The organism is Methylobacterium sp. 22177 (genome assembly GCF_052045615.1).
GTDB classification, from domain to species: domain Bacteria; phylum Pseudomonadota; class Alphaproteobacteria; order Rhizobiales; family Beijerinckiaceae; genus Methylobacterium; species Methylobacterium radiotolerans.
The window spans coordinates 162,304-174,220 of record NZ_JBQEPK010000005.1 but is presented as its reverse complement, the minus strand read 5'-3'; the positions used below and the strand labels follow the sequence as shown (position 1 = coordinate 174,220).

At 69.9% G+C, this 11,917-nt stretch carries 10 protein-coding genes; 3 read left to right on the top strand and 7 right to left on the bottom strand.

Annotated features, from left to right (window positions below; translation table 11 throughout):
• Window positions 1–5 precede the first annotated feature (5 nt).
• The 5 genes from trxB to carB form a co-directional block, all read right to left on the bottom strand.
• Complete coding sequence (trxB, locus tag ACTJK8_RS08145) at window positions 6–986, bottom strand: thioredoxin-disulfide reductase (protein WP_012317570.1); 981 nt, start codon at window positions 984–986, stop codon at window positions 6–8.
• 14 nt (window positions 987–1,000) lie between these two features.
• Window positions 1,001–2,050, bottom strand: a complete 1,050-nt coding sequence (locus ACTJK8_RS08140; RefSeq protein ID WP_440761773.1) for a mitochondrial fission ELM1 family protein — start codon at window positions 2,048–2,050, stop codon at window positions 1,001–1,003.
• Window positions 2,051–2,101: 51 nt separating this feature from the next.
• Window positions 2,102–2,602 (bottom strand): hypothetical protein, encoded by a 501-nt coding sequence (locus tag ACTJK8_RS08135; RefSeq protein ID WP_012317572.1) that lies wholly within the window; start codon window positions 2,600–2,602, stop codon window positions 2,102–2,104.
• 4 nt (window positions 2,603–2,606) lie between these two features.
• Window positions 2,607–3,083, bottom strand: coding sequence for a transcription elongation factor GreA (greA, locus tag ACTJK8_RS08130; RefSeq protein WP_170855149.1), 477 nt, complete (start codon window positions 3,081–3,083; stop codon window positions 2,607–2,609).
• A 90-nt stretch (window positions 3,084–3,173) separates the two neighbouring features.
• Window positions 3,174–6,647, bottom strand: coding sequence for a carbamoyl-phosphate synthase large subunit (carB, locus tag ACTJK8_RS08125; RefSeq protein ID WP_012317574.1), 3,474 nt, complete (start codon window positions 6,645–6,647; stop codon window positions 3,174–3,176).
• Window positions 6,648–6,955: 308 nt separating this feature from the next.
• Here carB and ACTJK8_RS08120 point away from each other — a divergent pair, with 308 nt between their 5' ends.
• Entirely contained in the window at window positions 6,956–7,390 is a 435-nt protein-coding gene (locus ACTJK8_RS08120) for a pseudoazurin (protein ID WP_440761772.1), read from the top strand.
• Window positions 7,391–7,428: 38 nt separating this feature from the next.
• On the opposite strand, the gene ACTJK8_RS08115 is transcribed toward ACTJK8_RS08120, so the two are convergent.
• Window positions 7,429–7,806, bottom strand: coding sequence for a hypothetical protein (locus ACTJK8_RS08115; RefSeq protein ID WP_012317576.1), 378 nt, complete (start codon window positions 7,804–7,806; stop codon window positions 7,429–7,431).
• A gap of 205 nt (window positions 7,807–8,011) precedes the next feature.
• Entirely contained in the window at window positions 8,012–9,244 is a 1,233-nt protein-coding gene (gene carA / locus ACTJK8_RS08110; protein ID WP_059408448.1) for a glutamine-hydrolyzing carbamoyl-phosphate synthase small subunit, read from the bottom strand.
• 191 nt (window positions 9,245–9,435) lie between these two features.
• Between carA and ACTJK8_RS08105 the strand changes: the two genes are divergently transcribed.
• Both ACTJK8_RS08105 and dnaG read left to right on the top strand, forming a co-directional pair.
• Window positions 9,436–9,897 (top strand): GatB/YqeY domain-containing protein, encoded by a 462-nt coding sequence (locus ACTJK8_RS08105; protein WP_012317578.1) that lies wholly within the window; start codon window positions 9,436–9,438, stop codon window positions 9,895–9,897.
• A 114-nt stretch (window positions 9,898–10,011) separates the two neighbouring features.
• Complete coding sequence (dnaG, locus tag ACTJK8_RS08100; RefSeq protein ID WP_024831065.1) at window positions 10,012–11,901, top strand: DNA primase; 1,890 nt, start codon at window positions 10,012–10,014, stop codon at window positions 11,899–11,901.
• Window positions 11,902–11,917: the final 16 nt, after the last annotated feature.

Genomic DNA, 11,917 nt, shown 5'->3' with positions numbered 1-11,917 from the left:
GGCCGTCATTCCGCCGCGGCGGCCTGGACGGGGCTCTCGCCGATGTCGAGGTTGGCCAGGAACTTCTCCGCCTCCAGCGCCGCCATGCAGCCCATGCCGGCGGCGGTGATCGCCTGGCGGTAGACGTCGTCCGTGACGTCGCCCGCGGCGAAGACGCCCGGGATCTCGGTCTCGGTCGTCCCCGGCTTCACGGTGAGGTAGCCGCCGTGGCGCATGGGCAGCTGCCCCTCGAAGATCGCGGTGGCCGGCTGGTGACCGATCGCCACGAACACGCCGTCGGCTTTCACCTCGCTGATCTCGCCCGAGCGCGGATCCTTGAGACGGACGTGGGTCACGTTCGGCGCCGGCTTCTGCACTCCGCAGATCTCGGCGATCTCGCGGTGCCAGAGCACCTCGACGTTCGGGTGCTTGAACAGGCGCTCCTGCAGGATCCGCTCGGCGCGGAAGCTGTCGCGGCGATGGACCACCGTGACCTTGCTGGCGATGTTGGCGAGGTACAGGGCCTCCTCGACCGCGGTGTTGCCGCCGCCGACCACCACGACCTCCTTGCCGCGGAAGAAGAACCCGTCGCAGGTCGCGCAGGCCGACACGCCGCCGCCCTGGAAAGCCGCCTCGGAGGGGATGCCGAGCCACTTGGCCTGGGCGCCGGTGGCGATGACGAGGGCGTCGCACGAGTAGGTCTCGCCGGAATCGGCCTCGAGGCGGAAGGGCCGCTGCTTGAGGTCGACCTTCGTGATGTATTCCGAGACGATCCGAGTGCCGACATGCTCGGCCTGGAGTCGCATCTGCTCCATCAGCCACGGGCCCTGGATCGCCTCGGCGAAACCCGGGTAATTCTCGACGTCCGTGGTGATCATGAGCTGGCCGCCCGGCTGGAAGCCGGAGATCAGCAGCGGCTCGACCATGGCGCGGGCCGCGTAGATCGCCGCCGTGTAGCCGGCGGGTCCCGAGCCGATGATCACGAGCTTGGCGTGGGTGTGGGCCATCTGTCTCGGTCTCCTCAGGCCGGTCCGGCCGCGCGGCGCGCGGCATAGGCGTCGGCGAGCGCCTGGGCGATCACCGGCGTCGCGTCGATCGGCTTGTACGTCAGATCTGCCAACTGACCGGTGAACGGCCGCAGCGCTCCGGTGATCGCCAACCCGGCGAACATGCGACGGTGCCGGATATAGGTACGGGGCAGATCGAACAGCAGGACCGGCGCGCCGGTGGCCACCGCCTCGCTGACCATGTTGGCCGAGTCGGAGGTCACGACGATCGCCTCGGCGAGCGCCAGCATGGCCACGTAGGGGTTGTCGCCGCTGCCGTCCCAGAGGAACCCGCCGGTCTCGGCGGCGAGCGCCTTGACGGCCTCGCGCAGCGGGTTCGGGGTCCGGCGGGAGATCGTCACCATCAGCCGGCAGCCCTGCTCGGCCAGTCCGCGCAGATCCTCCACGAGGCGGATCATGTCGGTCTTGCGATAGCTCAGGTGACGGCTGTCGCCGCCGACCAGCACCGCCACGCGGGGGCCGTCGAGGCGCGCGAGCCGGGGATCCGGCCGGGCCCGGGCCGCGGCCAGGCGCGCCGCCGTGACGAGGTGCGGCGCCGTCAGCGTCGTGAACACGTTGGGGCCGCGCAGGTCGTCGTAATCCGGCACCCAGATGAAGTCGGCGCTGTCCGCGCCGGTCCGCGGATCTTTCAGGAAGGCCGTGAACGTCCGGCCGCCGGTCGCGCGCCGCACCGTCCGCAGGTACGGGACCGACCGACGCCCGGAGGCGATCAGGATGTCGGGGTAGGGACCCGACAGGGCGCCGGCGCGGCGGCGCGGCCCCTCGCGCGGGTCGATCGGTCCCCAGGGCGCCATCCAGCCGAACGGCCCGGAAGCCGGCACCTGCCGGATCTCGAAGTCGAGGCCCAGGGTCTCGGCGATGCCGACGCACTGATTCTCGTCGCCGGCCTTGCCGTCCGTGACGATCCAGGCGCGGGCGCGGGCGAGTTCGGGCAGGCGCTCACGCCGCGGGTCCGGACGGCTGACCGGCGCGGTCTGCGCCTCCGACACGTCGATGCTTGCCATGCTCCTCACCGGATACGCCCCACGCCGCCGGCCGGGGCCGGCGGCCGTCTTCTAGTCCCGCGGCAGGTCGCGGGCGAGCCACTGGGCGTAGATGTCGGCGATGGCGGCGAGCCGGCGCTGCTCGAATTGCGGATCGTACCACGCCCCGCCGTAGCTCGACGGCGTCGCGGTCATCTGCGGGTAGCGCCCGAGCACCTGCCCCTTGGGCCCGACGAGCAGCGCCTCGCCCTCCATATAGTCGGTCTGGAAATTGCCGCCGTAGCCGCGCAGGGCGCCGCTGCCGGCATAGGGCCGCAGCGACAGGCTCGTCACGACCACGACGAGGCGCGGCCCGCGTCCGCCGATCCGGCCGGCGAAGTTCTTCCGCAGGGCGTCGGTCAGGTCGCCGGCCAGCGCCTCGGCCTGCAGCCCCGCGCCCTTGTCGAGGAGCGGCCGCACGTCGACCCGGACGTCGGAGAAGACCGGAGTCGGCGGGAAGTCGCTCGCCGCCGCGGATCCCGCGACGGCACCGAGGATCAGGCCGGCGAGCCGGCCCCAGGAACGCGGGCGCATCGGCTCAGCCGCCGTACTGGACGGCGACGACCTCGTAGGACTTGCCGCCACCGGGGGTCGTGACCTCGACCGTGTCGCCGACGCCCTTGCCGATCAGCGCGCGGGCGATCGGCGAGGTGATCGAGACGCGGCCCGAGCGCACGTCGGCCTCCGGCTCGCCCACGATCTGGTAGGTCTTCTCCTCCTCCGTGTCCTCGTCGACGAGCTTCACGGTGGCGCCGAACTTGATCCTGTCGCCCGAGAGCTTCGTGACGTCGATCACTTCGGCCCGCGCGATCATGCTCTCGAGCTCGAGGACGCGGCCCTCGTTGTGGGACTGCGCCTCCTTGGCGGCGTGGTACTCGGCGTTCTCCGACAGGTCGCCGAGCGCGCGGGCTTCCGCGATCGCCTGGATGATGCGCTGGCGCTCCACCTGCTGGCGGTGCTTCAGCTCCTCTTCGAGGGCTGCCAGCCCGCGCACGGTGATCGGAACCTTGTCTATCGCCATCGTCTCGCGCCACAATGAAGAGGCCCGGCCGAGAGTGAAGCACTCTCCCCGGGCCATGAAATGAAGTCAGCGGAACCCTGAGGTTCAGGCCGCGAAGTATTCCTGCAACGCGCGGACCTTGAGATCGCCTTCTAGATAGGCCTTGATCCCCTCGGCCGCGGCCATCGCGCCGGCTAGAGTGGTGTAATACGGCACCTTATGCAAGAGGGCCGCGCGCCGGAGCGAGCGCGAGTCCGACAGGGCGCCGGCCCCCTCGGTCGTGTTCAGGACGAGGTGGATCCCGCCGTTCTTGATCGCGTCGACCACGTGCGGCCGGCCCTCGAGAACCTTGTTGATCCGCTCCGCCGGCACGCCGTTCTCCACCAGATAGCGCTGCGTGCCGCCGGTCGCCAGGATGGTGAAGCCGAGGTCCGACAGGAGCTTCATGGTCGGCAGGATGCGCGCCTTGTCGGCATCCCGCACCGAGACGAACACGGCGCCGGCCTTCGGCACCTGCGTGCCCGAGCCGAGCTGGCTCTTGGCGAAGGCCACGCCGAAGCTCGCGTCGAGCCCGATCACCTCGCCGGTGCTGCGCATCTCCGGTCCGAGCAGCACGTCGACGCCGGGGAAGCGGGCGAAGGGGAAGACCGCCTCCTTCACGGCGATGTGCGGCAGGGTCTTCGGCCGCAGGCCGAAGGTCGCGAGCGGCTCGCCCGCCATGATCCGGGCGGCGATCTTGGCGATCGGCTCGCCGATGACCTTGGCGACGAACGGCACCGTGCGCGAGGCGCGGGGGTTCACCTCCAGCACGTAGATGGTGCCGTCCTTGATGGCGTACTGCACGTTCATCAGGCCGACGACGTTGAGCGCCAGCGCCATGGCCTTCGTCTGCCGCTCCAGCTCGTCCATGATCTCGGTCGAGAGCGAGCGCGGCGGCAGGGAGCAGGCCGAATCACCCGAATGGATGCCGGCCTCCTCGATGTGCTCCATGATGCCGGCGATGAACACGTCCTTGCCGTCGCAGACCGCGTCGACGTCGACCTCGACCGCGTCCGACAGGTAGCGGTCGAACAGGAGCGGGTTCTTGCCCAGCACCGTGTTGATCTGGCCGGTCTTGTCGTTCGGGTAGCGGGCCTTCACCTCGGAGGGGATCAGGCTCGGCAGCGTGTCGAGGAGGTAGTCGGCGAACTGCGTCTCGTCGCGGATGATCGCCATCGCGCGGCCGCCTAGCACGTAGCTCGGGCGGACCACGAAGGGCAGGCCGAGATCCGCGGCGACCAGCCGGCTCTGCTCCACCGAGTAGGCGATGCCGTTCTTCGGCTGCTTCATCGCGAGCTTGTCGAGGAGCCGCTTGAACTGGTCGCGGTCCTCGGCGAGGTCGATGGCGTCGGGCGAGGTGCCGAGGATCGGCACGCCGGCGGATTCCAGGGCGCGGGCGAGCTTCAGCGGAGTCTGGCCGCCGAACTGCACGATCACCCCGTGCAGAGTGCCGGCCTGCCGCTCGGTCTCGATGATCTCCAGCACGTCCTCGGCGGTCAGCGGCTCGAAGTAGAGCCGGTCCGAGGTGTCGTAATCGGTCGAGACCGTCTCCGGGTTGCAGTTGACCATGATGGTCTCGTAGCCCGCGTCCGACAGCGCGAAGCAGGCGTGGCAGCAGCAATAGTCGAACTCGATACCCTGACCGATCCGGTTCGGGCCGCCGCCGAGGATCACGACCTTCTTGCGGTCCGAGGGCTGCGCCTCGTCCACCACCGCGCCCGCGAACGGCGCCACGTAGGTCGAGTACATGTAGGCGGTGGGCGACTTGAACTCGGCCGCGCAGGTGTCGATCCGCTTGTAGACCGGGCGCACCGCCAGGGCGCGCCGGGCCGCGCGGACGGCGGCCTCGTCGATCTTGGCCAGCACCGCGAGGCGGGCATCCGAGAAGCCGGCGGCCTTGAGCTGGCGGAAGGCGCCGGCCGTCTTCGGCAGGCCGTGGGCCTTCACGCGGTTCTCCAGGTCAATGATCGCCTGGAGCTGCTCCAGGAACCACGGGTCGATCTTGCAGGAGGCGTAGACCTGCTCATGGCTGACGCCGAGCCGCAGCGCCTGCGCGACCTTGAGCAGCCGGTCCGGGGTCGGCGTGCCGATGGCCGCCTTGATGGCGTTGTGGTCGTCGCCCTTGCCCAGCCCCTCGATCTCGATGTCGTCGAGGCCGGTCAGGCCGGTCTCCAGCGAGCGGAGGGCCTTCTGCAGCGATTCGGCGAAGCAGCGGCCGATCGCCATGGCCTCGCCCACCGACTTCATGGCGGTGGTCAGCGTCGGCTCGGCGCCCGGGAACTTCTCGAAGGCGAAGCGCGGGATCTTGGTGACGACATAGTCGATCGTCGGCTCGAACGAGGCCGGGGTCGCGCCGCCGGTGATGTCGTTGGCGATCTCGTCGAGGGTGTAGCCGACCGCGAGCTTGGCCGCGACCTTGGCGATCGGGAAGCCGGTGGCCTTCGAGGCGAGCGCCGAGGAGCGCGACACGCGCGGGTTCATCTCGATCACGATCATGCGCCCGTTCTCGGGGTTGATCGCGAACTGCACGTTCGAACCGCCGGTCTCGACGCCGATCTCGCGGAGCACTGCCAGCGACGCGTCGCGCATCACTTGGTACTCCTTGTCGGTGAGCGTCAGCGCGGGTGCGACGGTGATCGAATCACCCGTGTGCACGCCCATCGGGTCGATGTTCTCGATGGAGCAGACGATGATGCAGTTGTCGTTCCGGTCCCGGACGACCTCCATCTCGTACTCTTTCCAGCCGAGCACGCTCTCCTCGATCAGCACCTCGTTGGTCGGAGACGCGTCGATGCCGCGCTCGACGATGTCGAGGAACTCCTCGCGGTTGTACGCGATGCCGCCGCCGGTGCCGCCCATGGTGAAGGACGGCCGGATGATGGCCGGCAGGCCGACCTCGGCCAGCGCGATCAGCGCCTGCCCGAGGGCGTGCTCGCCGTAACGCTTGCGCCGCTCGGTCTCGCCCGCCGCCCAGCTCTTCTCGTAGGCCGCCAGCGCCGCCTGGCGCGCCGCCGGATCGGTGTTGGCCGCCTCGATCCGGGCGATCTCGGCCAGGTAGGCCTGGCGGTCGGCCTTCTTCGCGGCCGAGGCGTTGGCGAGCGCCGATTTCGGGGTGTCGAGCCCGATCTTGGTCATGGCGTCGCGGAACAGGCTCCGGTCCTCCGCCTTGTCGATGGCCTCGGCGGTGGCGCCGATCATCTGCACGCCGTACTTGGCGAGCACGCCCATCTTCTGCAGCGACAGGGCGCAGTTGAGCGCCGTCTGGCCGCCCATCGTGGGCAGGATCGCGTCGGGGCGCTCCTTCTCGATGATCTTGGCGACGATCTCCGGCGTGATCGGCTCGACGTAGGTCGCGTCCGCCATGTCCGGGTCGGTCATGATGGTCGCGGGATTCGAGTTCACCAGGACGATGCGGTAGCCCTCCTCGCGGAGCGCCTTGCACGCCTGCGTGCCGGAATAATCGAACTCGCAGGCCTGTCCGATGATGATCGGACCCGCACCGATGATCAGGATCGAGGAGATGTCGGTGCGTTTGGGCATCGTGGGCCTTCTCAGGCCAAGCGCGCCCGATCGGGCACGGCTCGACTGAGGCCCTGCTCCCGGACGCGCGTGGCGGGAATGTCGTTGAGCCCCGCGTTTACACGGCCCACGGGCGCATTGGAAGGCCGGGACGACCGCGCAGATTGGACGCGCGCCCGGCGCATGGATGCGCCGGCAGTCCGTCGAAGTGGAGTATTTATAAACGCGCGCACGATTGCACGAAGTTCTTGGCGGACTTCGGAGCCGAACGTAGGACTCGGCCGACCGGCCATCCCGCCGATCGATATCGTAATTATTCGAGATGGAAGATGATCAGCCGAACCCCCTTGTCCGCGATGCTTCTGATCGGCACGATCGTGAGCGCGAACGCTTCGGAAGTTGCCATCAAGACCCTGAACAGCGGCCCGGGCGGGATGATGGTCTTCGACCCGGCCTTCGTGAAAATCCAGCCCGGCGACACGGTCCGGTTCGTGCCGACCGACAAGGGCCACAATGCCGAACTGATCAAGGGCATGGCGCCCGACGGCGCGGCGCCGTTCAAGACGGTGGTCGGCAAGGAGGAGACCGTGGCCTTCGAGAAGCCCGGCCTCTACGGCATCAAGTGCTCGCCGCACTACATCATGGGGATGGTCGGCCTCGTCCAGGTCGGCGACAGACCCGACAATCTGGAGGCGGCCAAGGCGCTGCCGCAGAACAAGCTGGCCGCCAAGCGGTTCGAGCCGCTATTCGAGAAGATCCAGTAAGTCGGCCGTCGGGGCGGCGCGAACCGCCCCGTCCCGCCTCAGAATCCGGCGTGGAGCGCCGCGACCGCCCGGTCGATCGAGAGGTAGAACACACCGAAGGCCACCACGGCGGCGGCGGCGAACTCGACGGCGACGTTCGAGAGCGTCTGCGCGCGGCGCAGGGCCTCGCGGCCGAAATAGACCGAGACCCAGGCGAGGGCGAGGACGGCGGGCATGGCGAACAGGTAGGACACCGTGCTCTCGACGCGGTCGAAGCCGCCGGTCGGATCGATCAGGGCCCGGATGTTGCGCACCCACGGAGCGTAGAAGGCGGCGTAGAGGGCGGTCAGCCAGGACAGGCCCACGGCGACGCCGAGATGGAAGGTGAAGCTGCGGTGCAGGCGGGAGAAATCGTCGCGCGCCTCGTCGATGGTCATCCGGCAATCCCCTGCAACGGACCGCCGTCGCCGGGCGCGGATGCGCCGCCGTTCAGGGACCGTCGTGGGCTCTCTTAAGCCGTCCGATCTGGCGGATTTTATGGCCCCGCCGCGGCCCGATTGGGATCGCGGCGCCGGCTTATCTGTCCCCGGCCGTCACCGCGCTGCGGAGCGATGACGGCGGGCCGATGCCGGCGCCCGGGTCTCAGGCGCCCTTCGCGGTCTCCGGCGCGCCGGAGCGCATCAGCGTCACGAAGCGCTCGAACAGGTAGTGGCTGTCGCGCGGGCCGGGGGAGGCCTCCGGGTGGTGCTGCACCGAGAAGGCCGGGCGGTCGGTGAGGGTCAGGCCGCAATTCGAGCCGTCGAACAGCGACACGTGCGTCTCCACCGCCGTCTCCGGGAGGCTGCCCGGGTCCACCGCGAAGCCGTGGTTCATCGACACGATCTCGACCTTCCCGGTGGTCTTGTCCTTCACCGGGTGGTTCGCGCCGTGATGGCCCTGGCCCATCTTCACGGTCCGGCCGCCGAGGGCGAGACCCATGAGCTGGTGGCCGAGGCAGATGCCGAAGGTCGGCACCTTCTCGTCCAGCAGCTTGCGAATCACCGGGACCGCGTAGGCGCCGGTGGCGGCCGGGTCGCCGGGACCGTTGGACAGGAACACGCCGTCCGGCTTCAGCGCCAGGATCGCGTCGGCCGTCGTGGTGGCCGGCACCACGGTGACGTCGCAGCCGGCCTGGGCGAGGAGGCGCAGGATGTTGCGCTTCACGCCGTAGTCGATGGCCACGACCTTGAGGCCCTCGCCGGGTGCGCGCTTGCCGTAACCGTTGCCGAGTGCCCAGACGGTCTCTGACCACTCCGACGACGCGCGGCTGGTCACCGGCGGCACGAGGTCGAGCCCCTCCATGGGCGCGAGGGCCGCCGCGCGGGCTTTGAGCGCCTCGCGGTCGAACTTGCCTTCGGGATCGTTGGCGATCACCGCGTTCGGCATGCCCTGGTCGCGGATGCGGGCCGTGAGCGCCCGGGTGTCGACCCCCGTGATGCCGACGATGCCGCGGGCCCTGAGCCACCCGTCGAGATGCGACGAGGACCGCCAGTTCGACGGGTTCGTCACCGCCGAGGCGACGACGGTGCCGCGGACGCCCGAGGCTGGCGCCGCCTCGAGGCTCTCGAGGTCCTCGTCGTTGGTGCCGACATTGCCGATATGCGGGAAGGTGAAGGTGACGATCTGACCGGCATAGGACGGGTCCGTCAGGATCTCCTGATAGCCGGTCATCGCGGTGTTGAAGCAGACCTCCCCGTCGGCCACGCCGGTCTGGCCGATGCCGAAGCCCTCCAGGATGGTGCCGTCGGCCAGCACCAGCAGAGCCGTCGCGACGGGCTCGGCCCAGGGCTCGGGAGCCTGAGGCTCGGGGGCATGCGCGGCGGCGTCTTGCAGCATGGGCTGAGTCTCGCTTATGTCCGGCCGAAGGCGGGCGCCGGGTTTCGGCGCTCTCGGCTTGCGGCATGATCGTGTGCGGCGCTCTTAGCGAGCGGCCCGCGATGGGGTCAATGTGGCTCCGCCTCCCGCAGGGCTCAACACCCGCAAACCGCAGGCCAGCCCCCCGCTTCGATCGTTGGAAGGTCACCGAGATGCTGCGCGCGCGCTTCACCACCGAGATGAAGGAGGCCATGAAGGCCGGCGACAAGGACAGGCTCGCCACGATCCGGATGATCCAGGCCGCCCTCAAGGACCGGGACATCGAGGCTCGCGGCAACGGCAAGGAGCCGATCTCCGACGAGGAGATCCTGTCGCTTCTCCAGAAGATGGTTAAGCAGCGCACCGAATCGGCCTCGGTCTACGAGCAGGGCGGTCGCCCGGAACTCGCCGCCAACGAGCGCGCCGAGATCGCCATCATCGAGAGCTTCCTGCCGAAGCAGATGGACGAGACCGAGATGAAGGCGGCGGTCGAGGCGGCGATCCTCGAGACCGGCGCGGCCGGGCCGAAGGACATGGGCAAGGTGATCGCCGCCCTGAAGGGCACGTTCGCGGGCCGCATGGATTTCGGCAAGGCGAGCGGGCTCGTGAAGGCGGCGCTGGCGGCGAAGGGCTGACCCTCTAGGGCCGAGCCTCTCCCCGCAATCCTCCGCCGAGTTCCGGGGATGTGAGGGACTCGGTGACGCCTCTCGCGCTATAGGAGCGGGTTCACGCAACCCGTCCCAGGCCCCGTGCGCTATCCGCCCCACATCCTGGAAGAGATCCGCTCCCGGCTGCCGGCCTCGTCGGTGGTCGGCCGCCGCGTGCAGTTGAAGAAGGCCGGCCGCGAGTGGCGCGGCCTGTCGCCGTTCAACGCCGAGAAGACGCCGTCCTTCTACGTGAACGACCAGAAGCAGTTCTACCACTGCTTCTCGTCCTCGAAGCACGGCGACATCTTCACCTTCCTCATGGAGACGGAAGGCCTCAGCTTCCCCGAGGCGGTCGAGCGGCTGGCGGGCGAGGCCGGCGTCAGCCTGCCGGCGCCCACCGAGGACAATCGCGCCAGCGAGCAGAAGCGCGCCGGGGCGATCGAGGTCATGGAGATGGCCGCCCGCTGGTTCGAGGAGCGCCTGCGGTCGGGCCAGGGCAGCGAGGCCCGCGCCTACCTCGAGCGCCGCGGATTGCGGGACGAGACGCAGCGGGCCTTCCGCCTCGGCTACGCGCCGAACGACCGCTACGCCCTGCGCGACCACCTCGCCGGGCAGGGCGTCGAGAAGGCGCTGATGGTCGAACTCGGCCTGCTCGCGGCCGGGGAGGGCGTCTCGGTCCCCTACGACTATTTCCGCGACCGGGTGATGTTCCCGATCACCGACACCCGCGGCCGGGTCGTGGCCTTCGGTGGTCGGGCGCTCGCCAAGGAGGTGCGCGCCAAGTACCTCAACTCGCCGGAGACGCCGCTCTTCCACAAGGGCCGGACGCTCTACAACCTGCACGGCGCCCGCAAGGCCGCCCACGAGCGCGGATCGATCATCGCGGTCGAGGGCTACGTCGACGTCATCGCCATGACGCTCGCCGGCCACCCCGAGACGGTGGCGCCGCTGGGCACCGCCCTGACGGAGGACCAGCTCGCCCTGCTCTGGCGCCACGCCGACGAGCCGATTCTCTGCTTCGACGGCGACAAGGCCGGCCAACGGGCGGCCTACCGGGCCCTCGACATCGCGCTGCCGCTCCTCGAACCCGGCCGCTCGCTGCGGATCGCGCTGCTGCCGGGCGGCCAGGACCCGGACGACCTGCTGCGCTCGGGCGGCCCGACGGCCATCGACCAGGTGCTGACGGCGGCGCTCCCCCTGTCGGAACTGCTGTGGCGGCGCGCCCTCGAGGCGGGACCGGTCGACACGCCGGAGCGCCGCGCCGGCCTGACGCAGACCCTGCGCACCACCGTCGCGACGATTCGCGACGAGACCGTGCGGCGCTACTACCGCGACGATATCGAGGAGCGCCTGCGCGGCCTGTCGCCCCGCGGCAACCGCGCCGCCGGCGCGGCCCCGCGCGGGCGGCAGCGCTTCACCCGCCCCGGCGAGCCCGTCTCGCCGCGGATCACCGGGAGTCCGAGCCCCTCGGTCACGGCCTCGGCGGGCTTCACGGGCGCCGCTTCGGTCCGCGAGGCGGTCATCGTCGGTACCCTGCTGGCCCATCCCGAGATGATGGCGGAGTTCGGCGAGGAGGCGGCCGAACTCGACTTCGAGGATCCGGACGCGCGGGCGCTGCTGTCGGTCCTGCTGGCCTGCGCGGCCGAGGACGAGCACGCGGCGCCCGAGGTGTTGCAGAACCGCATCAATCGCGCCGGACTCACAGGGGCGGCCGACCGAATCCTCGCCCTGGCCCGCTCGCGGGACCGCACGACCCTGGCTCCGCACGCCGATCCGGCCCACCGCGCAGACGCGCTCCGACAGGCGATGATCTTGCACCGGCAGGCAGGAGCGCTACATAGCGAACTTCGCGAAGCACGGCAGGCGTTTGAGGACGATCCGACCGATGCCGGGTGGGCATGGCTCTGCGAAGTGAAGGCGAGGCTGGAGACCGTCATCGCCGCCGAGGCGGAGGCCGATACACCGGTGTCGAGCGACTCGACGGCCGTGTAATGCCTGTGTCATGGCG

Coding starts and splice junctions, on each gene's coding strand:
- trxB (WP_012317570.1), bottom strand. CDS start 986: ATGGCCCACACCCACGCCAAGCTCGTGATCATCGGCTCGGGACCCGCC.
- ACTJK8_RS08140 (WP_440761773.1), bottom strand. CDS start 2,050: ATGGCAAGCATCGACGTGTCGGAGGCGCAGACCGCGCCGGTCAGCCGT.
- ACTJK8_RS08135 (WP_012317572.1), bottom strand. CDS start 2,602: ATGCGCCCGCGTTCCTGGGGCCGGCTCGCCGGCCTGATCCTCGGTGCC.
- carB (WP_012317574.1), bottom strand. CDS start 6,647: ATGCCCAAACGCACCGACATCTCCTCGATCCTGATCATCGGTGCGGGT.
- ACTJK8_RS08120 (WP_440761772.1), top strand. CDS start 6,956: ATGATCAGCCGAACCCCCTTGTCCGCGATGCTTCTGATCGGCACGATC.
- ACTJK8_RS08115 (WP_012317576.1), bottom strand. CDS start 7,806: ATGACCATCGACGAGGCGCGCGACGATTTCTCCCGCCTGCACCGCAGC.
- carA (WP_059408448.1), bottom strand. CDS start 9,244: ATGCTGCAAGACGCCGCCGCGCATGCCCCCGAGCCTCAGGCTCCCGAG.
- ACTJK8_RS08105 (WP_012317578.1), top strand. CDS start 9,436: ATGCTGCGCGCGCGCTTCACCACCGAGATGAAGGAGGCCATGAAGGCC.